General features: G+C 42.8%; 18 protein-coding genes and 4 pseudogenes. 7 read left to right on the forward strand and 15 right to left on the reverse strand.

All coding sequences use genetic code 11. The annotated features are described in order from the left end of the window. Window positions 1-305: 305 nt before the first annotated feature. The 6 genes and pseudogenes from F8R90_RS13030 to F8R90_RS32845 all read right to left on the reverse strand — a co-directional run bounded on the left by F8R90_RS13030 (window position 306) and on the right by F8R90_RS32845 (window position 5795). Window positions 306-1847, reverse strand: coding sequence for a group II intron reverse transcriptase/maturase (locus tag F8R90_RS13030; protein ID WP_196511093.1), 1542 nt, complete (start codon window positions 1845-1847; stop codon window positions 306-308). Between the two features lie 665 nt (window positions 1848-2512). Further along, a pseudogene (locus F8R90_RS13035) lies at window positions 2513-2906 on the reverse strand (ISAs1 family transposase); the annotation flags it as partial. 204 nt (window positions 2907-3110) lie between these two features. Beyond that, window positions 3111-3654 (reverse strand): annotated as a pseudogene (locus F8R90_RS32840) (IS5 family transposase); the annotation flags it as partial. Between the two features lie 96 nt (window positions 3655-3750). Next, on the reverse strand, window positions 3751-4905 hold the full coding sequence (locus tag F8R90_RS13050; RefSeq protein ID WP_196511096.1) for a WG repeat-containing protein: 1155 nt from the start codon (window positions 4903-4905) through the stop codon (window positions 3751-3753). Window positions 4906-5182: 277 nt separating this feature from the next. Next, window positions 5183-5623 carry a glutathione S-transferase family protein gene (locus F8R90_RS13055; RefSeq protein ID WP_230966290.1) on the reverse strand — a complete coding sequence of 147 codons (441 nt, stop codon included), beginning with the start codon at window positions 5621-5623 and terminating at the stop codon, window positions 5183-5185. After that, window positions 5529-5795 carry a glutathione S-transferase family protein gene (locus tag F8R90_RS32845; protein WP_230966291.1) on the reverse strand — a complete coding sequence of 89 codons (267 nt, stop codon included), beginning with the start codon at window positions 5793-5795 and terminating at the stop codon, window positions 5529-5531. The genes F8R90_RS13055 and F8R90_RS32845 overlap by 95 nt, the downstream gene beginning before the upstream one ends. A 194-nt stretch (window positions 5796-5989) precedes the next feature. Here F8R90_RS32845 and F8R90_RS13060 point away from each other — a divergent pair, with 194 nt between their 5' ends. Beyond that, on the forward strand, window positions 5990-6187 hold the full coding sequence (locus F8R90_RS13060) for a hypothetical protein (protein WP_196511097.1): 198 nt from the start codon (window positions 5990-5992) through the stop codon (window positions 6185-6187). 163 nt (window positions 6188-6350) lie between these two features. Here F8R90_RS13060 and F8R90_RS13065 read toward each other — a convergent pair whose 3' ends face one another. The 4 genes from F8R90_RS13065 to F8R90_RS13080 form a co-directional block, all read right to left on the reverse strand. After that, on the reverse strand, window positions 6351-7199 hold the full coding sequence (locus F8R90_RS13065; RefSeq protein ID WP_190901674.1) for a DMT family transporter: 849 nt from the start codon (window positions 7197-7199) through the stop codon (window positions 6351-6353). A 373-nt stretch (window positions 7200-7572) separates the two neighbouring features. Beyond that, window positions 7573-8787 carry an argininosuccinate synthase gene (locus F8R90_RS13070; protein WP_196511098.1) on the reverse strand — a complete coding sequence of 405 codons (1215 nt, stop codon included), beginning with the start codon at window positions 8785-8787 and terminating at the stop codon, window positions 7573-7575. Window positions 8788-8798: 11 nt separating this feature from the next. After that, window positions 8799-10322, reverse strand: coding sequence for an argininosuccinate lyase (gene argH, locus F8R90_RS13075; RefSeq protein ID WP_196511099.1), 1524 nt, complete (start codon window positions 10320-10322; stop codon window positions 8799-8801). Window positions 10323-10372: 50 nt separating this feature from the next. Then, complete coding sequence (locus tag F8R90_RS13080; protein ID WP_196511100.1) at window positions 10373-11098, reverse strand: formyltransferase family protein; 726 nt, start codon at window positions 11096-11098, stop codon at window positions 10373-10375. A 493-nt stretch (window positions 11099-11591) separates the two neighbouring features. Here F8R90_RS13080 and F8R90_RS13085 point away from each other — a divergent pair. Together F8R90_RS13085 and F8R90_RS13095 are read left to right on the forward strand one after the other, a co-directional pair. Beyond that, window positions 11592-12662, forward strand: a pseudogene (locus F8R90_RS13085) (IS4 family transposase); the annotation flags it as partial. 24 nt (window positions 12663-12686) lie between these two features. Continuing rightward, window positions 12687-13124: a hypothetical protein gene (locus F8R90_RS13095; RefSeq protein ID WP_196511103.1), complete on the forward strand. Its 438-nt coding sequence runs from the start codon at window positions 12687-12689 to the stop codon at window positions 13122-13124. Window positions 13125-13247: 123 nt separating this feature from the next. Here F8R90_RS13095 and F8R90_RS13100 read toward each other — a convergent pair whose 3' ends face one another. Next, a complete protein-coding gene (locus F8R90_RS13100) occupies window positions 13248-13403 on the reverse strand; it encodes a hypothetical protein (protein WP_196511104.1) in 156 nt (51 codons plus the stop codon). Between the two features lie 38 nt (window positions 13404-13441). Next, entirely contained in the window at window positions 13442-18676 is a 5235-nt protein-coding gene (locus F8R90_RS13105; protein ID WP_196511105.1) for a M10 family metallopeptidase C-terminal domain-containing protein, read from the reverse strand. Window positions 18677-18728: 52 nt separating this feature from the next. Here F8R90_RS13105 and F8R90_RS13110 point away from each other — a divergent pair, with 52 nt between their 5' ends. From F8R90_RS13110 to F8R90_RS13120, 3 genes are all read left to right on the forward strand, one after another. Next, a complete protein-coding gene (locus F8R90_RS13110; RefSeq protein ID WP_196511106.1) occupies window positions 18729-18923 on the forward strand; it encodes a hypothetical protein in 195 nt (64 codons plus the stop codon). Between the two features lie 246 nt (window positions 18924-19169). Next, window positions 19170-19367 (forward strand): hypothetical protein, encoded by a 198-nt coding sequence (locus F8R90_RS13115; protein WP_196511107.1) that lies wholly within the window; start codon window positions 19170-19172, stop codon window positions 19365-19367. A gap of 105 nt (window positions 19368-19472) precedes the next feature. After that, window positions 19473-20132, forward strand: coding sequence for an NB-ARC domain-containing protein (locus tag F8R90_RS13120; RefSeq protein WP_196511108.1), 660 nt, complete (start codon window positions 19473-19475; stop codon window positions 20130-20132). On the opposite strand, the gene F8R90_RS13125 is transcribed toward F8R90_RS13120, so the two are convergent. The 3 genes and pseudogenes from F8R90_RS13125 to F8R90_RS13130 form a co-directional block, all read right to left on the reverse strand. Then, window positions 20106-20906 carry a putative bifunctional diguanylate cyclase/phosphodiesterase gene (locus F8R90_RS13125; RefSeq protein WP_331000649.1) on the reverse strand — a complete coding sequence of 267 codons (801 nt, stop codon included), beginning with the start codon at window positions 20904-20906 and terminating at the stop codon, window positions 20106-20108. The genes F8R90_RS13120 and F8R90_RS13125 overlap by 27 nt on opposite strands. Before the next feature lie 24 nt (window positions 20907-20930). After that, window positions 20931-21305, reverse strand: a pseudogene (locus F8R90_RS33685) (diguanylate cyclase domain-containing protein); the annotation flags it as partial. 15 nt (window positions 21306-21320) lie between these two features. Further along, window positions 21321-21947, reverse strand: a complete 627-nt coding sequence (locus tag F8R90_RS13130; RefSeq protein ID WP_196511110.1) for a PAS domain-containing protein — start codon at window positions 21945-21947, stop codon at window positions 21321-21323. A gap of 562 nt (window positions 21948-22509) precedes the next feature. On the opposite strand from F8R90_RS13130, the gene F8R90_RS13135 reads away from it, so the two are divergent. Then, window positions 22510-26091 (forward strand): eIF2A-related protein, encoded by a 3582-nt coding sequence (locus F8R90_RS13135; RefSeq protein ID WP_196511111.1) that lies wholly within the window; start codon window positions 22510-22512, stop codon window positions 26089-26091. Window positions 26092-26104: the final 13 nt, after the last annotated feature.

Raw genomic sequence — 26104 nt, forward strand, 5'->3', positions numbered from 1 at the left:
GAATTAATGGCTACCAATAACATCGGTGTACAAACGTGATACCGAAGGATGTGCACTTCCACCGCAGGATATTAGGGTTTAAACAGTTTAGTTTTAGCCATATCGTTCAGGCGTTGCGGAACCGTAACATACACGTTTTCTGTTACTTTCCGCTTTACGAACAGGCTCTTGTCCCCTCGCCCTTTCGGGTTTAGGTTAGTTGTTCGCCTTGGAGTCAATTACCCTGAACTCCAGCCAACTTAGTTGGCAATTCAATCAGTGCGTACCACGGCGCACCGTTTCCGTGTACACGGCTCCCGATGTTCTTAGCTTGCGCTTTTGCTCATGTGTTTGTAATCATGACAACTCTCATGAATTGCTTCTAGATTATTTTTCTTCCAGTTGGCATGGTTTCCATCGATGTGATGCAGGTGTACCCGTTCCTCGTCGATAAATTTCAGACCACAGGAAGCACATCTATGGTTTTGCTTCTTAAGAGCTTTAGAGGTTTCACCGTCGTAGAGCTTACTTTTACGTTCGCTCCAGTATGCTATATCACCGTCATAAGGGGATTTTGTTCCTTTGACCATGACGTGATTATTTTCGGAGTGGGAAACTGTTGGGAATGCCTTGTCTACAAGTTTTCTACTTGAGTAGCGGTCATTCTTTGTCTCCCTGTTGAATACCGTGTACGCTCTGTGATTTAGGAACCAAAGTGAGAACCTTGACCCGTCCATTTTGCAGAACTTGTGGTAATTCCTCCAACCTCTAACTAAGGGGGCTAGCTTTTCGGCTTTGACCTTAGCACCATAATTCGAGTTGTTGACGATGTGTTTTACTTTCTTACGGAATGCTTTGAAGTTGTCCGTTGAGGGAGTTCTTCTGAGTTTCCCGTTTTTCTGGACTTTGAAGTTCCAGCCGAGGAAATCAAACCCATCTGTCGCGGCGGTAACTTTGGTTTTCTTTTGGCTTACATTCATTCCGCGTTTACGGAGGAACTCGCTGATTCTTTTAAGTATCTCTGACGCATTATCTTTGGGACGGAGTACAATGACCATATCATCCGCGTAACGGATTGATGGTTCTGTGATGTTTCCGTGGGATTTGTATTGGTGAATACTCTCAATCCCGTTCAATGCGATGTTAGCTAATAGTGGACTAACCACTCCCCCTTGCGGTGTGCCCTGTTCGGGGAATTCTGGGTTAACTCCTGCCTTGAGGCATCGGAAGATACCGATTTTTAAGCCTTTGGGGGCAATGAGTTCATCCATTATTGCTGAGTGGTTAATCCGGTCGAAGCACTTTTCAATATCGAGTTCTATAACTCGTTTTTCTATTCCGTTGCATCGGGATTTGAGGTTATCAAAGATGTACTGTTGTGCATCGTGGGCAGAGCGCCCAGTTCTAAACCCATAACTCCGGGCATGGAATGTGGCTTCATGTGCTGGTTCGAGTGCGTATTTTGCGAGGCATTGCCAAGCTCTATCTGCGATGGTGGGTATCTTAAGCATTCTGGTAGTCCCGTCCTTCTTGGGGATGGGGATTTCCCGTAAGCCTCGATGTTTCCAATTTCCGCTATTCATTCTCAGTAGTTCTTCAAGATTGAAGCGTTCTTCAAATGAGAGGGATTTCTTACCATCAATACCAGCCGTCTTTTTACCAGCGTTTAGCTGTGATACTTGTCTTATTGCAAGAAATCGAGCCGAGGTTGATTTTAGAATGAGCTTTTGGAGTGACCTAGCTTTCCGTTTGTCTCCAACTTGAACAGCTTTGTACACGCGCTTTTGAAGGCGGAATAGGTTACGCCGGAATTTCTTCCAGGGTAGTGCTACCCATGATTCACTAGTTTTGTAACTGTGTCTAACCATACTCTTCTCTAGGTAGTGTATTCTGAACACCTCAGACCAATTACGGTCTGTCCTACCCGAACTGTGGGGATTCCTCCGCTCGTCTGGGCTACTTGGGGTTCGATTGCCCCTAGACCCACAATTCGTTTTTATTCGTTCCCTCGGATTGATTGATTGTTCCGTTAGGTGTAGCCACTTCAACCATTGGATTCCCCGGACTCTTGCCATTATTCAGATTGATATTTGGCGGGATTTTACTCCAATGAGGTCAGGGATTTTTTGTGTTGCGCCCTTGCCACTCGGTAGGTTGCTTTTCTAGGCTCTGTTTCACCGTAGGAACTCCCTGTTAGCACCAGTGTCAGCCCGCAACGGCTGTCTGATTGTGCCCTGTTCCCAGCTTCACCCTCCAGATACCGAGTCTGGTCAGTGTGGGCAGATAAGGAGTCAATTCTGAGTCTGAATGACAGGACTTGCACCTGCATCAATCCGAGAGTTCAGCCTTTAATGTCAGTAATCTGCTGACGGGCTGGATTAGTTATGTACGGACTGGATACCGTGATTCACTAATCAACGAATCGCACCATCTGACCGAGAGTTCAGCCTTTTGTGACAGTAATCTGCTGTCGGGCTGACTTAGTTATGTACGGACTGATTACCGTGATTCACTAAGTAACGAATCGCACTCCCATTTGGATTGCACTTTGATCATTACTTTTATCATAAGAACCACGTAAGGTTTTTCCATCAAGCGCAACGACTTCACCTGATGTTATCTTTTGTACTGATTTCATCCAATTAAGAAAACATTCCTGAAACTGCTGAGGGTAAATTTTAAGCAAATACTCGTGCAAATGTATCATGAGATGGAATGCCATTTGGGAGTTCTAAAAATGTTTTTAACCATTCATATTTGGCACACCCATATGTCTCTATTGCCACCCAACCATCCGCTCCACAAACTACTGCACATACAGTAATGGTTATGATATCGATTAACTTGTGTCGCAGGGTGCGATCTATTCGTGGGTCTTCTATTTCCAAAAAATGATCAGCAATTGTGATTTTGGGCTTGAGTTTCACAGGCTGTGGCTTTGTTTGACTTTGAAAATGAGAATATCATGGTTGAGCGATCGCAGCGTATACTCCTGAAGTTGTTCGTTTCGCCTTCACTCAACCGATACAAAGCCCCATCAGCGACTTCTGATAGTCTTGCAAAATACCTCATTTGACCAACCTGATACTTTCTTTGTACCACTTTGTCAAAATTTAGATGCGTTTGCCCTGGTCGGGTAGTACCTCGCAATCAGCTACATCATTAGTAGTCACCACCGCAGCCAAAATCTCTCCGCTTCCTTGATCAACTCCCAGATGCAACTTCCGCCACGTCCGTCGTTTACCTACCCCATGTGTGCGAACTTTCCATTCTCCTTCACCATACACTTTTACCCCAGTTGAATCCACTACAACATGGATTGCCTCATCCTTTGGGATTACGGGCAGTTCCACCGATAAATTGCTCAAACGACGGCATAGGGTGGAGTGATCTGGCACCTTCAACTCAATTCCCATCAAGATAAACAGTGATTCCAGAAATCATAAGAGTCTGCCGCCCTGCTAAGTGAAATACCGATTGTACAGTTCCCATCGTAGCTATCGCCACGTCACTGTAATAATTGGAGGCTCCTTTCCGTCCTGTTTTCTTTTCGTTGCGCCATTGTTCGATTACTTCTTCACTCACCCAGAAAGCCAGACTCCCTCGCTGCTTGAGCGCCGCATCATATTCCTGCCAGTTACGGACTCTGTAGTTAGTTTTGGCTTTCGTCTTCATAGTCCAACTAAGAAACTAGGAGGGGATTAGTAGAGGTAGGAAGGAATAAGTAAAATTTACCATTTTTCCCTATTCATGCAACAACGCCGCTTCCTACTACCATTGGACTCTACACCAAGCTCCCTCACTGATCTTAGGAGCCAAACTAGAGTGTAGTTGAAGCGTCATTTTTCCAGTTTTGTCGATATAACCACATTTGTTACCAATGCTCACTAGCGCTAAAGATCCGGAAAATTTAGCAGCATAATCGAACTGTGGTGAAACAAGTACTTTACCTGTTTTGTCGATGTAGCCCCATTTATTGCCGATGTTAACCGATGCTAATCCTTCAGAAAAATCTGTTGCACTAGTAAACTGGGGCTTGATGACAATTTTACCTGTTTTGTCAACATAGCCAGACTTCTGAGCAACACCAATCCATGCCATTCCTTCGGAGAAGTTAAAGGCATAATCGAATTTTGGTTTAATCACAAACCTGCCTGTGGTGTCTATGTAGCCTAGCTTACTATTAGAGCCAACTACAGCTAACCCTTGCGAAAATTTAGAAGCACCGTATAGTTGCTGCTGGTCGAACCTAATGACAAACTTACCTGTTTTATCGATATAACCATATTTACCACGCCCAGAACCTTTGATTTGCACCCATGCTCTTCCAGAAGAAAAAGCTTCAGCAACATCAAACTGTGGTTGAATGACAATATTACCTTTTTTATCGATGTAGCCAGACTTGTCAGCAATTTTTATTCGTGCTAATCCTTCATAAAAGTTGGCCGCATCTGCTTTTTGTGGGCTGAAATTAGTAAAGGCAGTTAACTTTGGCTGGAGAACACGCTTACCTGTTTTATCGATGTAGCTAGCTTGATTCTCAATGCTAACCAGAGCCAGCCCTTCGGAAAAGTTAGCTGCGTAATCAAATTGTGGTGGAATAGCGAATTTACCCGTTTTATCAATATAACCCCACTTTTGATTCACCCAGACTCGTGCTAATCCTTGAGCAAAATCTGTAGCACCCTCAAACTGAGGAGGAATAGGGAATTTACCTGTTTTATCGATATAGCCCCATTTCTGATCAATTTGTATTCGTGCTAGACCTTCAGAAAAGTTTGATGGAGAATAAAACTGAGGTATAGCAGGGATTTGAGCTTGATTATCGATAGAGTTGAGTTTGTAGCTAGTTTCTTTTAAGAATCCTTGAGATGGTAATAGACTTGTGAAAGTTAAACCAATAATTAAAGAAAATAATTGTTTCATTTTTTTGAAGCTACTTTCAAAAAAGTAATAATTTTTCCTTTGTTTTTTGCAAAGGCTTAATCTATATGAATATTTACATTAAGGATTTGTGCCTCAATTTTTAAGTTACTCTCAAAATTATGTTCGCCAATGATTAGTTACAATTCAGTCCAAGTAAACAAGTAAGCTGAAGGTGAGCCAGAGCGGTCATCATTAGTTACCCTTTCTATTGAATAGGTGAATATGATAGCTACGAGGTCTTCCAAAAACTCAAGTGATTAAAGTCAGCTAAATTGCTTTATGCTTTTGGCATGGTAGAGTAAACCGACTTCTGTTGATGCAATACCTTAAACCATTGGCTCAATTTAGGATACTCTTGCTGCCAATTATTGCCAAATCTGAGGCTGTAGTAACCCAACCCTGATATAGCTGCAACATCAACAGCACTCAGAGTTTCATTTAATAGGTAAGCTGAGTTAGTCAACTTTTGCTCAAAAACACCTAAAAGGCGATTAATGCTGGACTGATATTTAGCTTGGGTGGCAAAATCAGCTTGATTTCCTTTACGGGTTTCGTACCACAATCCCACAACATTATCTATCAAACTGTCTGCTAACTCTTCCCCCTGGCGGCAGCACAAACGCTCAATGCGCGAGCCTGGATAAAAACTTGGCTGAGGATAAGTCTCGTCTAGATACTCCACAATCAGCGTTGAATCCCAAAAAACGAACGAGGTCATTTTCATCCACCAATACCGGAACTTTCCCGATGGGAGATAAACGCAAGAATTCTGGAGATTTATTGTTAATGTCTGTTTCTTTGGGTTCGTAAGGTAGCTGCTTCTCTGCCAGGACAATTCTCACTTTACGAGCGTAAGGTGAACGCTGTGCATAGTATAAGATTCGCGCCATATCGCTGCTATGAATTCAGTATTGTGATTTCCTATTTTATATCTAATTTTGAATTGATGAAGCCAAATAAGGGGCTACAAAAGCGCAGGTGAATAATCTAAAGTGCCTCTGAAAAGGCAAAGCAGCAAGCGATCGCTTAGATCCAAGTGATGCAACTCGGATCGTCTCTATTCATACTAGTGAAGCTTTAGGCTATGATGAGCGCTACCCTGGATGTCTATGCCAACTGGAACGATCTATTCCAGCCTGGACAGTGTAATTTTGCTGGTAATCATGGTTATGCCAATATTCTCTATACAGAATTACTCCAAGGCAATAGCTTTACCCAGTCCAACGGTATTCTCTTAAACTTGAATACAGTAGTCAATGCTGAATCGTCTAACTACCTTTAGCCGACATCACCTCAGAGAGGTCGGCATCACCGTGGTCGGGTAGCAGGACTATATCGCTATAATCGCGCTACCCGACCACGATGATGCCTATTCAACGAAATCCTAAATAAGTGTAACTACTGGTTATATATCATTGATGAACTATATCTATCTGGAGGAATTGTCAGGTACGGATCTGGCTCATGATCATTCCAGTTAGCACCAGTCCCCCTCCAAACCACCCTCGTACCCCAAGGGTTTCGCCAAGCAGCAAAAACGAGAATATCGCTGCGAACACTGGCTCAAGTGCGTAGAGTACAGCTGTCTCGTGGGCTGTGACCCAGCGCTGCGCTACTGCCTGAGTCCATGTGGTAGCAGCGGTACCAATCAGACCAAGATATAGGAGTGCATTGAAGTTTCCACTGATAGCTTCAAATTGTTCTCGGACTTCAGGGGCTGCCCAGCATCCCCCCAGCAGTGCTACAGTAATTAGTTGAATAGCAGTGAGTGGCATGGGTGGATGGCGTGACGTGACCGCATCGAGCAGGAGTATATAGATTGCATAACTTAGGGCGCATACGAACATCCATAGGTCACCGATGCCAAGTGCTCCGCCTTCCCAGGACATTACTCCAATGCCAATAAGAGCAAGCCCAGCCGAGAAGAAAGCCCTTACAGGTACCCGTTGCCCCAGCAGTGGTCCGAACAACGGCACTAAGATCACGTTTAGACCGATAATAAATCCCGCCCGATTTGCAGAGATCGTTTCCATCCCAATCGTTTGACTGGTCAAGGAAGTAAAGAATACAAATCCAAGAAGTACTCCGTCGCGCACTAAGCGTGCATTTGGTCTTCCAGCAAAGGGGACAAAAACTAGTGCTGCCACTGCAAACCGAATTGCAATTAGCGAAGCTGGCGAGAGGCTACTGACAACATCCTTGATAACTGGAAAAGTTGTGCCCCATATTAATGTTGTAGCAACGAGTAGAATGATGCCCTGGGTGTGCCGATACTTCTGTGGTGGAGAAATCATGGTATACCGTATTGCTGGGGGATTAAACCGTGGTGTGTGCAGAAAAAATCCCCTTTAGGGTAAAATTAGCGAATTTGACACAATTCCCACGTAACGCTTAAAAGTTTTGCTATGAAAGGGTCACAAAAATAAAATTGCTTTTTGACTCGAAAATTCTTAAAAAGCCTGTTTTTGCTGTGCCAATTGCCCCATAACCTATTTGATATAATGAAAACATCCTTAACTTGTCGTTACCCTTAAGAGTTGCAACACGCCTTTAGAAATATTTTTAACCCTTTCGCCAACGTTGTCTGGGCTAATTTTTTCACTATTAGGTATTGGCTGAGTATCTCAACTAAAACTTTTCTTGCCTCTCAATTAAAAACCTCAATTTTTACTGATTAACTCTTGATAGATCCCATCTCAAATCTGTTTTTGATTTGACTCTTAATGGCATTGACCAAATATAAGAAAATCCATGTCCTGCCTTATGATCAAATTGGTCTTCAACATCATATGTGGAAAGTGAATGATCATACATTGCATATTCGGAATCTCGACTTAAGACGATGAGATTTCCTTTATATAATCTCAGTGTTATATACCCATTAACACGGGACTGAGTATAGCCTACGAAAACATCTAAAGCTTCTCTAAGTGGAGAAAACCAAAGACCGTAATAGACCAATTCTGAGTATTGCTGAGCTACTTGTGCCTTGTAATGTAAGAGATCCCTATCAAGCACCAAGTTTTCTAGTTCTTTGTGTGCAAAATGAAGGATTGCGCCTGCTGGACTCTCATAAATTCCTCGAGTTTTTATCCCTACAACTCTATTTTCTAATATATCTATCCTTCCTACCCCATGTTTTGAGCCAAGCGTATTCAACTCCGATACTAATTGTATCGGAGGTATAACCTTACCATCAAGCGAAACCGGAATACCTTGCTCGAAGCCTATACAAACATCATGTGGTTCATCTGGAGCTAACAATGGTGAGGTGGTAATTTGATAAACTTCATTTGGTGGAGGCAACTTAATATTGTCAAGAACTCCACACTCTATACTAGTTCCCCAAATATTCGTGTCTATACTATATGGTTTTGCAGCAGACACAGCAATCTCAATGTTGTGTGTTCTGGCGTACTCAATTTCATCATCACGGGACTTCATTTCCCATTCTATAACTGGTGCGATAATTTGTAGATCGGGATTCAGGGCAGCAATACTGCAATAAAATCTGACTTGATCATTGCCTTTACCCGTTGCACCATGAGCAACAGCGTTGGCTTTTTCTTGTTGGGCTATCTCAACTAATCGCTTAGCAATTAAAGGGCGTCCTAGAGGAGCAGCTAATAGATACTGACCCTCGTATACTACATTAGCTTTGAGTGCTTTAAAAACATACTCACGAAGATATTCTTCTCTCAAATCTTCTATATATACTTTAGATGCACCTATTTGTTTAGCTTTAGATCCTATCGTGTCTAATGGCTCAAACTGACCAATATTTGCACAGAATGCGATAACCTCAGCTGAATACTTATCTTGGAGCCATTTTAAAGCTACAGAAGTATCTAAGCCGCCAGAATATGCAAGAACAATTTTCATAAATTACTCCACTAATATAAACTTTCCATAATCTGCTCAAACGTAGTATGAATATCTCCTTTGCTGATAAACTGCTTTGTAATCTGCAAAGTCTTATCAAAAGAACGATCAATCTTTTGGTGCTGTTTGCTCAAAAAATCTTGATGATTAACAAAATCATTATTTAAAATATCTACAATTTCTTGCACACTTTCAGGTGCTGTTCCTCCTTGGCTTTTCTGTCTAGATATTGCTTTTATAGGATCAAGAAGGTCTTGCAACAAATTCAGTTCTATATTGCTTCCTGAATTATCTAACAATTGAGCAATATAATCTACATCATTTAGGTTTTTATTAGATTTTATTAATTGGTTTACAATTGCACCAACAATCTTATGAGCTTCTCGAAAAGGCATATTTCTTTCTACAACCAAATAATTTGCTAATTCAGTCGCTGTCGAGAAGTTTGCCCAACACATTTCTAGAGATCTGTGAGTATTAAATTTTAATGTCTGCACCTGCTGACACATGATAGATATAGTGGAATACGTGTCATCTATGGCCTGCCATAAAAAGGGCTTATCCTCTTGTAAATCACAACTGTAACCAGTTGTAACGCTTTTAACTATAGTCAAAACATGCATAAGTGCTCCATATACCCTTCCTGTTCTTGCCCTTGCTAGCTCGGCAACAACTGGATTCTTCTTCTGAGGCATAATGGAGCTACCAGTAGCAAATGCGTCATCAACTTCTATCAAACCGAATTCAAAACTGTTCCATAGAACAATCTCTTCAGCCATTTTTGAAATATTGCTCATCGTTATTCCAAAAGCGGCCAAACTTTCGGTGATGAAATCCCGTGAGCTTGTTGCATCAAGCCCATGCAAAAGTAGACTATTAAATCCTAGTAATTGTGTCGTTATTTTCCTGTCAATTGGAAAAGAAGTACCTGCTAAGGCACAAGCTCCTAAAGGGTTTTGATTAGTATTTTCAAATGCCTGTCTCAATCGCCATATATCTCTATTGAACATACTAGCGTAGGCTGTCAGCCAGTAAGCCAAGCTGATTGGCTGGGCTGGTTGACTATGAGTGTAACCAGTAATTACTGTTTCAGTGTGTATTTTTGCCAAACAAATGAGTTCTTCTATGAACTTTAAAAGTTCCTGTTGAATATTCAACAGAGCCGTCCGTAGATATAACCGAGTATCTGTGACAACTTGATCATTGCGGGAGCGGGCTGTGTGCATCCTACCCCCAATATTCATTCCCAGTTTAGAAATTACCCGGCTTTCTAAATTAAGATGAACGTCTTCTAATTCTTTATCAAGATGAACTTTTCCCTGCTGTGCATCTTCAAGTATTTCTAATAAGCATTGAAGTATGTCTTGTCCGTATTCTTGGGATATTATATTTTGATGACATAACATTATTACGTGGGCTATACTTCCCCAAAGATCAACTTCTATAAGCCGAGTATCCACCTCAATTGTTTGCGTGTAATCTAAAACAGATGGACTAATTTCTTTCTCAAATCTTCCCGCCCATAGTTTACTCATAATGGACTAATCCTTCATTTTGCTAACTTTTTAACTTCTGAGTGATTACTCTACAAGATGCAGTGATGCCATAATTTTTTGCTTCTGAATTGATTAATAAACTTTTCCAGGCTTTTGTAAGTGTATAGTTTTTCTCCCCATGTTTCTTGGGATTCTGGTAAATTATTTTTTCCTAAAATATACTGGATAATAATTTCATACATTAATGTTAAACAGAAAGCTCCTGCTCTAAGTTTTAAATAAGAAGCCTTCTCTGAATTTAAAATGGGAAAATAAAGTACTTTAATTATTCTCCCAAAATCAACTTGTTCTACCATGTGGTGGCATGTGACTCCAAACATAGATTCACCGTTATAAAGGGCATAATTATAACCACCTATTCCTCTGTATTTTGGCGGTGCCGGGTGAAAATTAATAGCAGATTTTTGTGATTTTTTTAAAACATAGTTTGGCAAAATAAGGTCGGATTTAAAAGAAAATATTCGGTCTCCTTCCCATAATTCAAGTTTAGAAGGATAAGCTTCACCTCGATTCCAAAAAATAGTTTCAACATCTGAAAATACCTCCTGAATAAATTGATTCGCTAAGTCACTCCAGTTAGATCTATCGCCTATAAACAATATTTTCTCAGCAACTTTACTGCTTGTTGGATTGAAACAATTACCCAGTCCCTGAGTCGCTTCAACCATTGGTTTCAGGATGTTATTATCAATATCTTGTTGGGTACTAGTGTTAATAGTAGTAGTCTGATTATCTGTGATTGTTTTATAAAACATATAACGCAAGTTCCTGTTTATAAAAATCTTGTGTCTTGACTATATATTAATACACTTATGTGACTTCTGTAGTTAAAAGGAAAAATAAAACTAATAAAAAATTTTTAAAATGGATGCATTTAAACTCTTAAAAGTCAATTATTTTAAAATTAAATTTCAGTTAACTAAATATTAAATCAAACTCCTATTTATTGATAGTTTAATTTAATATTAAAAATAAGTTATTTTTAGATTTTAATCTAAAAACATCTACATTTTATTGGTTTTAAATACTAAAAAACTCAGTCAAAAATTCTGACTTTTCCCGTTAAGTCTTGAAAAGCTTGCTCAAAAAGGATTTAGGGCAAGGTACAAGGTTTACAGCAAAATAACCCAAGCGTGGTATCAGAGGCGACAAATCATGTTGGACTGGTGGGAGAAAAATTTTGCGACTTGTGAGTTGGGCGATTACCTACGGTAGGCTTCTCTACGAGACGCTCCGCGAACGCCAACGCCGATTGGTAAGGGAGGTAACGGTTTAATATTACACAGCGCTTTAGCTATAGAACCTGAAAAAGGTCAGTCCCTTGGTCTGTTATGGCAAAAACTTTGGAATCGAGAGCCAAAACAGAAGCTACCAAAAGTGAAACTCCGACACAGAAGAAACAACGGCAAGCAGCAGCCCGTAAAGAAGCCAGAAAACGCCCCTTTGAGCAAAAAGAATTTTACAGATGGGTAGAAGCACTTACCACTGTAGAAAACGAAGTTAGCAAGTCCACCCGCGTGATTCATGTCTTTGATAGAGAAGGTGATATCACAGAAGTTTTTGATAAAGTTCGTCAACTTCAGCATACGGGAGTTTTGGTACGTGCGGCTCACAACCGTAGTTTAGATCAAAATAGTGAACGTCTGTGGTCAAAGCTGGAAGCTCAATCTATCGGTTTTGAACAGGAAATCAAACTCCCAGATACGAGCAAGCGTTCTGCCCGCAAAGCAAATCTGGCTGTAAGATTTTGTCCCGTTAATCTTCGTATTCCCTACCGTTTTGACAATCGCGATCCTCTACTTGTGTATGCTATTTATGCCACAGAAGTTGATTCTCCTTTATGTGAAACCCCTGTAGAATGGATGTTGCTAACCACGGAAGTTGTCGCAGATATCCAGATGGCTTCTACGATTTTAAATTGGTATTCTTACCATTGGCGAGTGGAAGAGTATCATAAAATTTTCAAGTCAGGGTGTCAGGTAGAAAGATACAGACTTGCTGCTGATGGGATGAAAACCTTAATTGGAATCTTTACGTGTGATTGCTGTTGAGCTTTTGCAGTTGACTTATCTACACCGTACCCAGCCAAACGCCGACGCAATTGTTATCCTCAATCCCCTTCAGCTTCGCATTTTGAAAGCTAAATCACCTAAACTACCCAAGATATTAACAGTTAGTTGGGCTGTGGAAGCGATCGCTCGTTTAGGGGGTTACTTAGAACATCGACATAAAACTCCCATTGGTATCCAGGTACTGTGGCGGGGCTGGTTAAAATTGCATGACCTCTGTGAGGGTTGGCAGCTTGCTAGAGAGACTTAACGGGAAAAGTCAGATAGAGAATCTGTGCTTGCGGGTTTGGTCAAAGACGGGTACACCGTTATCGATGCAGACGATGCTGACGATGATGAGAGCGGGGCAGTTATCGAGTCGGTTAAAGCCGCGTCTGTTGAATTGTATGCTGCTGAATGTCAAGCGATCGCCTCTGCTGTTGAACTCGCGCAGACTGAACTCAAGAAGCTGCAAGACAAACGGGCGAAAACCAAAACCGAACGACACCAGCAGCGCAAGGCGGAATTATCCCGTCGCTATGAAATTGACGTGACCCCTGAGTTGATCGAGAAAGATGATAATGCGTGGTATCCTCAACTGCGGATGCACTATTATTTGACGCTGGGGCGGGAATTTCTGACAACTCGTGATGCCAAAAGAGCAAAAGCATCGCTTTTATTACCTACTCTTTTACTTGAGTTTGCTTATGTAAGCAAATATTGCTTTATATAAATAAATATTACGATGACTTTACAAAAATCAAAGGGGTGTAAACCGTACCGGCGTAGGTTAGAAATGCCGTATCTGCTGCTGAAAACCTTGATATCACTCCATTGTGGCAACCCAAGTCAAAACCTAAGTTCTAAAGTTTCTTACTAAGAGGTTTTTAAAAGCATTTTTCGCCTCTGCCCGCCGTAGGCGATCGCCTACGGCGGGCGAAACAGCGCCATCGCTCAAAAAAGAGATGGTAGAAAAGATGGAAACCAAAATTGCCCATGAGTCTTCGCTCATGGGCACCCCTTGCAAATAGAGGGAATCTAAAGAAGTTGTTACCCTAAGTTAGTGAAATCCCATAGACTAAGGGTATTTGCTTGTACCCCAATTAGCGTGGCTAAAAGTTCACCATCCTGTTTACTGACCAGAGTATTGCTGGTATCAGTACCAATGCCTTGGGTAATGGTGAGCTGTTCAAAGGTCAGACCATTCAATAGACCTAGATAATCACTACCGACTGTAAAGTTGAAAATAGTGTCACTTCCAGACTCGCTTGCCAGCACAAACATATCACGACCGCTACCGCCGTATAATGTATCTTCACCTGTTCCACCATTTAGGATGTTGTCCCCGCCACCTGTAAGATAGTCGTTGCCACCCCTGTTGTAGATTGGCTCCAAGAGATAATTATCTCCGTCCGGCTGCGGGATATTGGCGTAAAGCAGATCGTTGCCAGCACCACCCTCTAGTGAGTTGTTACCAGCACCACCGTATAGCTGGTCATCGCCGTCATTACCAAAGAGATAATCATCTCCTTCCTCTCCTTTCAGGATATCGGTATTGTCGCCACCCTGAAGATTGTCATTACCACTGCCTCCATAAAGAGTGTCATTACCTTCTTGACCAAAAAGTTGGTCGTCACCCTCGCCGCCTATGAGTTGGTCATTGCCCAATCCACTCTCTAGGTAGTCATTATCAGCGCCACCATCAAGAATATCGTTGCCATCGCCGCCGTAGAGTTGGTCGTTGCCGAATCCAGCTATGAGTTGGTCATTACCGTTTCCACCTTCTAGATAATCATCGCCAGTACCTGCATCAAGAATGTCGTTCCCTTCTTGACCAGAGAGTAGATCATTGCCATCGCCTCCCAAGAGATTGTCATCTCCGACTCCACCATATATATTGTCATTATCAGCACCGCCATTGAGGGTATCGCTACCGCCTTGACCGTAGAGGAAATCATTACCGTTGCCCCCGATCATTTGGTCATTGCCGTTTCCACCTTCAAGGTAATCATTGCCAACACTGCCATCAAGGGTATCATCGCCGTCTCGACCATATAGTTGGTCATTGCCGTCGCCACCATCTAATTGATCCGCGCCAGAGCCACCATCTAAGTAGTCATTGCCAGTCTGCCCTAGTAGCTTATCAGCATCATCACCCCCATAAAGGAAATCCTCGCCGATGCCACCATCGAGATAGTCACGCCCTTGCTGCCCGAAGAGTTGGTCATCACCCGTACCCCCTTCAAGGCGGTCATCGTCATTGCCGCCATCAAGATAGTCCTGATCTGCTTGACCGTAAAGGCGATCGCTACCATCCCTGCCATAGAGATAGTCATCTTCGGTACCACCATCGAGGAAGTCAGCGCCAATGTCACCATCTAGGATATCGTAGCCTTGCTGACCGTAGAGGCGATCGTTACCTTCATTACCATTGAGTTCGTCATTGTCTAACCCAGCATCAAGGTAGTCATCGCCAGTGTTGCCGTTAAGTAGGTCGTCACCAGCTTGACCGTAAAGGCGATCGCTACCTTCGTTACCATTGAGTAGGTCATCGCCAAATCCACCATCGAGGTAGTCATCACCTGCTTGCCCTAAAAGGGTATCCGTCCCAGTAGCTCCATAGAGAGCGTCATTTCCCGCTCCACCATCGAGGTTATCATCACCAGCTTGACCGTAAAGTTGATCGTTACCGTCATCACCATAAAGTCGGTCGTTATTGTCACCTCCATCTACGAGGTCATTGCCTAACCCGCCACTTAAAGTGTCTTCACTAACTTGGCCGTAGAGGCGATCGTTGCCTTCATTGCCATTGAGTTCGTCATTGCCTAACCCACCATCCAGCAGGTCATTACCTAACCCGCCATTTAGGGTGTCTTTATCAGCCTGTCCATAAAGTTGATCGTCCCCGTCTCCTCCAGTGAGGTAGTCCTCGCCTATGCCACCATCAAGGAGGTCATCGCCTGTACCACCTTCGAGATAATCATTGCCTTCTTGACCATAAAGTTGGTCATTGCCTTCCTGACCATCAAGGAGGTCATCGCCTGTGCCGCCTTCGAGATAGTCATTGCCAGCATCGCCATTTAAGGTGTCTCTGCCGTCTTGACCGTAGAGTTGATCATTGCCGTCTCCTCCATTCAGGTTGTCATTACCAGCCTCACCTTTGAGGAGGTCTTCATCAGCTCGACCATATAGGTTGTCGTTACCGTCTCCACCGTAAAGGCGATCGCTTCCTGTGCCACCATCGAGCCAGTCGCCGCCAGCTTCACCGTAGATTAGGTCATTGCCACCCAAGCCACTGATGATATTTTTTCCAGCATCACCGATCAGCAAATCTTCAAATTCTGAACCTTCTAGGTTTTCGATGGCTTCGAGGCGATCGCCTTTGGCATCTCCAGCCCAACCAGTACCCGTTGTGAGACTAACAGATACACGCGTCGCAGAGGTGAAATAGGAAGCCGTATCATTGCCTTCTCCACCATTGAGGCGATCGGCATCTGTACCCCCAACTAGGAAATCGTCACCGTTTTCGCCAGAGAGAGTGTCTTTACCACCCTCGCCAAAAATGATGTCGTTGCCATTTCTGGCGTTAACAACGTCATTACCATCTCTAGCGTGGATAATATTGGCTTTGGCATCGCCGATGATTTCATCATTGAAAGCAGAACCGATGACATTTTCAACATTAAAGATTTGGTCAGTACCGCCAAAGCCATCTTTAGCGTAGTTTTGCTCTAAGTTAACTATGACTCGGCTAGGATCGCGGCGATAACTAACAGTATCAATGCGATCGCCTCCGTCAAGGGAGTCATTGCCAGCATTGCCAACTAACAGGTCATTCCCAACTAAGCCGGAGATGCGGTTATTTAGGCTGTTGCCAATTAAAACATCATCAAATCCAGAGCCGATGATATTTTCTAGATTTCGTAAGGTATCTGTGGTGCCAAAGCCATCTTTAGCTGTGCCTGCTGCGATCGTAAAGCTTGGTTCTGTGTCGGTAGGTATGAAGCTGGTTGTAACTATGGTTGTGTGGAAAGTTCCGCCGGGATTTTGGTAGTTCTGTGCTTCATCAATATTTACAACTACACTACTGGGGGAGTTGTCGTAGCTAACGGTATCGACTTCAGTGCCACCGTTCAGGTAGTCATTGCCTGCTTCTCCCAGCAGTAGGTCATTGCCAGCATCACCAGACAGATAATCATAGTCAGCACCGCCGTATATAGTGTCAGATTCAGTACCACCGTATATAGTATCAACACCAGCACCACCCAGCAGTAGATCATTGCCAGCATCACCTTTGAGGAGGTCATTGCCATCTTCACCAAAGAGATTGTCATTCCCTGCACCGCCATAAAGACGGTCATTGTCTATACCCCCGTAGAGGCGATCGCTGTCAGCACCACCTGTTAGTTCGTCATCGCCAGCATCGCCATAGAGGAAGTCATTCCCGCTTTCACCATAGAGGCTATCATTGCCTAGACCTCCATTCAGAGTGTCATTATCTATACCTCCGTATAGGCGATCGCTGTCGTCACCACCCGTTAGTTCGTCATCGCCAGAATCGCCATAGAGGAAGTCATTCCCGCTTTCACCATAAAGGCTATCATTGCCTAGACCACCATTAAGAGTGTCATTATCAATACCTCCATAGAGGCGATCTTTGTTATCGCCACCTGCTAACTCATCATTGCCAGCCTCACCATAAAGACTGTCATCACCATCATCGCCGAAGAGTTTATCATTTGCTGCACCGCCATAAAGGCTATCATTGCCAGCTTTACCTCTCAGAACATCATTACCACCCAAACCTTTGAGGAGATTGTTGTATGCGTTACCAGTCAAATTATCCGCAAAGGCTGAACCATCGACGTTTTCAATAGACTGAAGTATATCTCCCTGAGCATCTCCTCCGGTGCCCGTACCCTTGGTCAAGTCTACTGACACTCCTGCACTAGAGTTTGAGTAAGAAGCTGTGTCTAAACCATTTCCTCCATTCAAGGTATCGGCTCCAGCCGCACCAACAAAGTAATCATTTCCATCACCACCTCCAAGGACATTATTGACACCATTGCCAATTAAAGTGTCATTGCCTTTTCCACCGATCGCATTTTCAATCGTGACTCCAAAGGCGATCGCTAAATTATTTCCAAGTCCAATTGAACTGAATTCACCCTCATTTAAGTTTATTGAAACGTTCATCCAGTTGGCAGCATTTATCGTATCCCTACCACCACCATCCCAAATTGTTGCTGCAAACGGTTTATCCCAACTATAAGGTGTATCGCCGTTTCGAGTTTTAGTGTTTGCACCATACAATGCCTGAACCGCTGCAATGTCATATATCATAGGCGTTTCAGGTTTCACAGTACCAAAAGCATTGGTGTAAGACATGATGGTATATCGGTCGGAATCCTTTACTGCGGCCAGATATGGGGCATCCGTACCACCTCCACCTGCGTTATAGTTGCCTGGATGTTCTAATCCTAGAGCATGTCCGATTTCATGAATCAGTGTGTCAAAACCATTTGAACCTGGTATACCAATTAATTCAGGCTTATTATCTTTACCTCCAGTTTCATAGTTATTGTTGATAAAAACATCACCATAAACACCAAGTTTAAGTGTCCCAAAAGGAAAGATTTTGGAAGCAGTTGGAAGTTTAGGGATGAGATTAATTTCTACACCAGGAAGTTGATTAAGAAGATTGGCATCATTTACTTTATCAATAGCATTATTGATAGAATTGATTATTCTATCGACTTCATCAAAGAAATTGTTTTTTGCTTCTTCTATCCTGCTTCTTAGTTCAGTTGGTGGGTAGAAGGCGTAGCCTGAAGATTCTTCACCTTGATCATCTGTACCAAAGCGAATGTCAGCCCCTTCTACAACTGGAAAACCTAGATACTTTCCAGCAGCGCTATCAACAGCATTGGCAAAATCATCATATATACCAATAGTGTTTAGAGCAGTCTTAAACCCTGGAGTCAAGAAATCAGCAAGTTGTAGCGCTTTGTCTGCTTTGCGATCAAAGGTAATATTTGCAACATCAGCCCAGAGTTGCAATGCAGCTTCCGCAGCTAATTTTTGGCTTTCGCTAAAGGGTTGAAATGTAGTAATGTTAGGACCACTTCCATCCTGCACAATTGCTACAATCGGAGATGCCTTTGTGTAAGCGATCGGTAAAGAGGGCATGAAGTTATAAGTAATGGTGTTTGAAATCCAACGTGGTTTACCTTCAGGAATTAACGCTTGGATATCTGCTCTATCTGCTTTGGGCGAATTTGCCATTTCTTTTATTCCTTGTCGATTTGTATTTCTATAATTTTGGCTGTGATTGGTAGTGTGCCACTTCCCAAATTGTGCTTCTCAAAGTTCTATAACTTCCATTGCAATCCTAGAAGCCAAGCCGATCGCACCCCTCCCAAACCCTGATAACTTAAGTGCGATCGCATCGCATCCCAATTCCCAACCATTAGTCAGAAAAAACCAGCGAACGAATCACCATCGTCGCTCACAACTGCTATGGCTCAACTAGATACAAAATTTATCGCACTCGAAATTTTTCAGTATTTGGATAAACACTTTACCTGTGTTCAATTGTTGGGCAGATTTCTGTACTACAACTGAATCACATAAATACTGTACAGCCTGGTATAAAGATTGACGGTCGGAAAAGGTCGGGAAAAAGTCGGGTCTTTCTCGTAGATTTACGTAAACTTTATGAAAAAAATCAAGTTTAGAGTGGGAATATCGTAGTTAACCTGTATTACTACGGAAATAAATGACGGTAGAAGAGGCGATCGCCCTAGTCGAGCAATTATTAGAACGGAGACGCTTAACAGAAGTTCAAGATATTGTTTTCCGTCAGTCATGGGCAGGACAGACCTACTTCGACATAGCTATAGCCCTCTTCTGTCACTTTCCGAGAGGGCGATCTCTAGAAGCTATATCAGTCAATCAATACAAGCTATACTATTAGAAAAAAATCGGTCTTGTATTTTTTATTAGAAAATAATCGCGCGTAGGCGTAGCCCGTCGTAGACATCGCTTGCTATACAAAAGCTCTAGATTTTAGAAAAGGCAAATGTTTTCGGAGAGTGACAGAAGAGGGATAGAGTCCGATTACAATCCTGGTCACATTAAAGATGTTGGTTCGGAACTATGGCGATCGCTCTCGATAGCTTTAGGAGAAAAAGTTACCAAGAATAATCTGCACGGAGTATTGAAGCGAACCGCACAGCGACAAAAGGACACAAACGCCTCGTCATCCTTAAACTTTCAACCCTTCACGAACTACACAAACTGGGGGGAAGCAATCGACGTTTCTCAATTCTATGGACGTACTACTGAATTAGAAACCTTCAACCAATGGATTGTGAGAGATCGCTGCCGTGTAGTTACACTGCTAGGTATGGGTGGTATGGGCAAAACCGCACTCTCAGTGAAGTTAGCAGAACAGCGACAGGGAGAATTTGAGTACGTCATTTGGCGATCGCTGAGGCACGCACCTTTTTTCTATGACTTGATGACAGACTGCATCAAAATCTTTTCTCATCAACAAGTTACCACATTGCCCACTTCCCCTGATGAGCAAATTACTTTTTTTAACGACAGCGCATATTCGCGTGAAGAGATAATGAGTTGGTGTGAGTCGCAATTCGCAGTAGATTATGTGTTTGGGTTGGCGATAAACTGTAGAGGCTCTATTTTAGACTCATCACCACTGAAGATTTGCTGTAATTAATGCTGCTGCGGCTAAACTATCCAGTGGAGGAGAGAAAAAATATCCTTGGACATATTCACATCTCAAGTTTCTTAAAAATGTTAGTTGCTGCTTTGTCTCTACCCCTTCAGCGATCACATCCATACCCAGTTTGTGTGCCAATGTGACAATTATCTCAATAATTTCTAAATTCCTACTATTAGCGGCTATTGGGTTTATGAAAGAACGGTCAATCTTCAACACACTAATTGGAAAGCTATGGAGACAACCTAATGAAGAGTAGCCTGTACCGAAATCATCAATTGATAACTCAATGCCCATGTTTCTAAGTTGTGAGAGTGTGGTAGTTGCCACATCGCCGTTTTCCACAATTACGCTTTCAGTAATCTCTAGTGCAAGACAGCAGGCATCAAGACCAGTCGAGTGCAAAATTTGCCCAATCTGTTCAATCAAATCCGGTTGAGAAAATTGCTTGACGGAGAGATTAACACTGATTTTCTTTAGCGAGTTGGAACGATAGTGCACCCGCCAAGCTTGCATCTGGCGGCAGGCTTCATGCAACACCCAGTTGCCAATCTTGACAATTAGCCCAGTTTCTTGTGCTAAGGGAATAAAATCTGTCGGATTGAGTAGACCACGCTCTGGATGCTGCCAGCGCAACAGCGCCTCAAAACCTATAATAGAGCCACTAGTGAGCGAAACAATCGGTTGGTAAAAAAGGCGAAACTCAAAACGTTCAATTGCTCGGCGCAAATCGGTCTCTAACTGTAATCTCGCCAGAGCCGACTTATACATATCATATTTGAATAGCTCATAACGCGCCCTGCCCAACGCTTTAGCTTTGTACATTGCCGTATCAGCATCCCTCAACAAGTCTTCTGGCTGTTCATAGTTTAGTGTCGAACTCAACGCGATACCAATACTTGCCGTTGTGAACACTTCTTGTTCGCCAAGCTCAAAGGGTAACGCCATTTCCTGTTGAATCCGCTGGGCCACTTGTATGGCGTCTGACACATTTTGGATTCCCTCTAGTAGGATTGTAAATTCGTCTCCCCCAAGCCGTGCCGCTGTATCTATGGAGCGTACACATACTTTTATCCTGTTAGCAATAGCAAGCAGAAATTGGTCTCCTTTTAAGTGTCCAAGACTGTCATTGATCACCTTAAACCGATCCAGGTCGAGAAACAATACAGCAAATAAGTAATTCTTTTACCGTTTAGCTTGCTGGAGTGCATGTTTTAAGCGCTCTATAAACAAAGCTCGGTTTGGTAGACCTGTCAGTGCATCATAAAACGCATTCTGCCGTAATTGTGACTCTGCCCGTTTGCGCTCGCTAATATTACAGAGTAACCAGCGCCAACCGACTAAATAATCCTGTGAGTCGTACACAGCAGCTACTCTAATACTAGCCGGGAAAGATGTGCTGTCCCGTAGCTGTAGGTTAATTTCCCACTCCTGTAGATGCTGTAAATTATTCAGTCGGGTGATAAACTCATGACGGTCTGACCGAGCAATAAATACTATTAATGGTTTGCCTACCAAATAATTTTGGTGTACAGAGAGCAAGGTTGCTGCTGAGTGGTTGGCCTCTAGGATACTCCCTGTTGTATTGGTTATCAAGTAACCATCCAGAGCAAACTTAAACAAGTCTTGGTAACGCTGGCGCTCCAATTGGGCTATTTCATAAGCAACAGTCATCTCTTCATTTTGTTGGAGCAGTACCTTGGACATCACCTGGAGTTCTTCGAGGGATTGCTGAAGTTCCCGGTTAATTTTCATGACTTCAGCAGATTGTTCGTTAGCCCGCAGACTAATAAGCCGTTCATGGAATTGCATATTTAATTCATCCTATCAGGGCTAATCGTCAAGGGGAAACAATCTATAACATGAGAAAAATTAGGCAGACTTTTTTATCTAAAGAAAGTAATAAGGAGGTATGACGAAGTATGTGCAAAATTAACCACTATGTAAATTTTTGTACCGCAGACTCTCAAAACCCTTGATTTTAGAAGGTTTTAACTTTGAGCTTCAGTATTGTCTTCAGATAAAAACATTCCCAAAAAGAACTGTTGATGGGCAAGTTAGTAAATCAAAAAGGGAGGTTTTGTAATTCTTCTCGACAATATGTGCTATTTTACACTTAGTTCGTCACGCCCACAAGTACGAATCAAATTTTTAGGACATTTTCCGGAGTAGATAGTATTTAATATGAACTTCTATAAGAAGTTGGGGATATGAATACTGCTTATCTAAATACTTTACTGAATGGTATAAAGTTTGACGGTCGGAAAAAGTCGGAGAAAAGTCGGATCTTTTTGGTAGATTTACGTAAACTTTTTGAAAAAATCAAGTTTCTGGTGGGAATATCGTAGTTAATCTGGTCTTTCTACGTGGATAAATGACGATTGAAGAAGCGATCGCACTAGTCGAGCAAGTATTGGAACGGGGACGCTTAACAAAAGTTCAAGAAATTGTATTCCGTTATTCCTGGGAGGGGAAAACTTACCTAGAAATGACACGAGAGGTTAAATATGATGCTGGTCACATCAAGGACGTTGGCTCTGAATTATGGCGATCGCTCTCGATAGCTTTAGGAGAAAAAGTTACCAAAAATAACCTGCACGGAGTACTGAAGCGAACTGCACCGCGACAAAATAATACAACCGCTTCAGCAACGCTAAATCAACAACCCTCCAATTCCTATGCAGACTGGGGAGATGCTCCTGATGTGCAAGTGTTCTTTGGACGAACAGAGGAACTAGAAACTCTAGAAAATTGGATTATTCGCGATCGCACTCGATGTGTGGCAATTGTCGGAATGCGGGGGATCGGCAAGACCCATCTTTCTCTGAAGCTGGGATTGGGTGGGATTGGCAAAACAGACCTATCACTTCAGTTAGCCAAAGGTATCCAGGAGGAGTTTGAATTTGTCATCTGGCGATCGCTTCTCAATGCTCCTCTGCTCTCTGACCTACTTGCAGACTTAATTAAAGTACTTTCCAGACAGCAGCAGACAACACTACCAGAGACAATTAGCGAACGCATCTCTTTGTTGCTCCACCACCTGAAAACCCACCGATGTCTCCTAATGCTAGATAACGCGGAAACTCTTCTCCTAGCCGAAGATCCCATCGGTCGGTATCGAGATGATTATGAAGACTATGGACAGTTAATTAAACAGGTTGGGGAAGTGGCGCATCAAAGTTGCTTACTGCTGACAAGCCGCGAAAAACCCCAAGAACTCATTTTAATGGATGGGCCAACTCGTCCGGTGCGCTCTTTGGTGTTACAGGGGTTAGATATCCAAGCTGGAAAACAGATTATTGCAGGGCTTGGCGATTTTACAGCTAGTGAAGAAGACTGGCGGGAGTTGATTCAGCTTTATGATGGCAATCCTCTAGCACTGCAATTTGTTAGTAAACACATACTGGAAGTATTTTTTGGCAGTATTGCCGAATTTTTAAGGGAAGGCAAGCCAGTGTTTCACGACTTGCAAGAACTCCTATCTTGGCATTTTCAAAGGCTTCCCAAAGAGTGCTGTGAAGTGCTGTACTGGTTAGCAATCAATCGGGAACCAGTGTCCCTAGTAGAGTTACGGGAAGATTTGATGTTATCAACTGCTAAGGCAGCACTACCTGCAACTTTGGGAGTGCTGCAACGCAAGATTCCCCTAGAGCGTACAGGAGATCGCTTTACGCTTCAGCCTGTGTTGATGGAGTACGTTACCGATCAATTAGTAGCTCTCACATATCAGGAAATCGTCAATCAAAGCCATGAATTTTTGAGAAATTACGCCCTAATTAAAGCTCAGAGCAAAGATTATCTCAGACAAGCACAAATTCGTCTCATCCTAGCCCCTGTTATTGATAATTTAATATTAGCTCTGGGTAGTTCCCACCAAATTCAGCTTCAGTTGCAGGAACTTCTCAAAAAGTTTAAACAAGAGGCTTCAACCCATTTTGGATATACAGCAGGCAATATCCTTAATCTTCTCAGACAAATTCAAGCTAATTTGAGTAGTTATGATTTTTCTCATTTAACAATTTGTCAAGCATATTTACAGGATATAAATTTACAAGATGTTAATTTTTCCCAGTGTCGTTTTTCTAAATCTATTTTCACTCAATCTTTCAACGGGGTGATATCAATTGCGTTCAGCCCTGATGGTAAAACCCTCGCAAGTGGTAATGCCAATTGTGAGATTCATTTATGGCAAGTTGCAGATCAACAACGTCTTTTAACTCTGCAAGGACATACCAATTGGGTACGCAGGATTGCCTTTAGCCCAAATGGACAGATACTTGCTAGTGCTAGTGAAGATTCAACCGTTAAAGTATGGCAGCTACAGTCCGGTCGATGTTTGCATACCTTATCTGAGCATACGGGCAGTGTCTATTCACTGGCTTTCAGTCCAAATGGTTCAATGCTTGCCAGTGGAAGTAGCGACCTCACCATTAGGATTTGGCAGGTGTCAGAGGGCTGTTATCTAAAAATTCTCCACGGACATAGCGGTGGAGTGATGTCCGTTCATTTTAGTCCAGATGGCAAACAATTGGTCAGCAGTGGCTTTGACAATCTGATCAAAATTTGGGATGTTGAAACTGGAGAATGCATTTATACGATTACGGAGCATGAGAACTGGGTTGGGGCAGCTCATTTCAGTCCGAATGGCGCGTTGCTAGTCAGTGCCAGCTGTGATAGCACGGTGAGAATTTGGAGTGCTGAAAATTATCAGTGTTTAGGAATTCTTAAAGGTCACACCGGATGGGTATGGAGGGCTATTTGGAGCATGGACAACCAGCTAGTTGCTAGTTGTGGTGCAGACCAGACTATCCATATTTGGGATGCAAAGACTGGTACTTGCCTTCATACTCTCAAAGGTCACAACCATCAAATCTGGGGTATTGCCTTCAGTCCAGATAACCAAACTCTTGCCAGTGCCAGTGAAGACCAAACTATTAGGCTGTGGCAAGTTAGTAACGGCAAGTGTATTGCTTCCATCCACGGATATAATAACTGGGTTAAGACTGTAACTTTTAGTCCCAATGCTCAAATGCTAGCCAGTGGGCACAGAGATAATACTTTAAGAATTTGGGACTTGAAGAGTGGTGAATGTCTGCACGAGTTGAAAGCATACTCTCAAGGTTTACCAGCAGTGGCTTTTCACCCAAACTTGGAGATAGTTGCGGGGGGTAGCCAAGATGCCACTATCAAACTTTGGGATCTTAAAAGTGGTGAATGCAGTCATACTTTCATCGGCCATACAGATGAAGTTTGGTCACTAGCCTTTAGTCCAGATGGTAAGGTGTTAGCTAGTAGCAGTTTCGACCATACTGTCAAACTATGGGATCTCAACCTTGGTGAATGTCGGTTAACTTTACACGGACATACAGACCGAGTAGCAGCAGTAGCTTTTAGCCCTCAAGGAGGGATTTTAGCCAGTGGGAGTGATGACAGCACCATCAGGCTTTGGGATTTGCAAGACAACCGATGTATCAAAGTATTCAAAGGACACTCAGGCAGAGTAGGAGCGATCGCATTTAGTCCAGATGGTAGCTTACTTGCTAGCCCAAGTCTAGATCAAACAGTCAAAATCTGGGATGTCAATCAAGGTGAGTGTTTGCATACGTTGAAAGGACATACAAGCTGGGTAATGGCTGTTAGCTTTAGTCTAGATGGTCAAAAAATTGCCAGCAGTTCCTGCGACCAAACTGTGAAAATTTGGGATGTTGAGGAAGGGAGTTGTCTGAACACTCTCATCGGTCACTCAAATTGGGTATGGTCAGTCGCTTTCTCTCAAGATGGCTCAATCCTTGCTAGTGCCAGTGAGGATGAAACGATTAGGCTCTGGGACATGCAAGCGGGAACTTGTTTTCAGATCCTCAAAGCCAAAAGACCATACGAAGGAATGAAAATTACAGGTGCTAGCGGTTTAACCCAGGCTCAGTTAGCAATGTTAAGAGAACTGGGTGCAGTCTAATAAGTAGCCAGAT

This window comes from Nostoc sp. NZL, assembly GCF_015714705.1.
GTDB lineage: Bacteria > Cyanobacteriota > Cyanobacteriia > Cyanobacteriales > Nostocaceae > Nostoc > Nostoc foliaceum_A.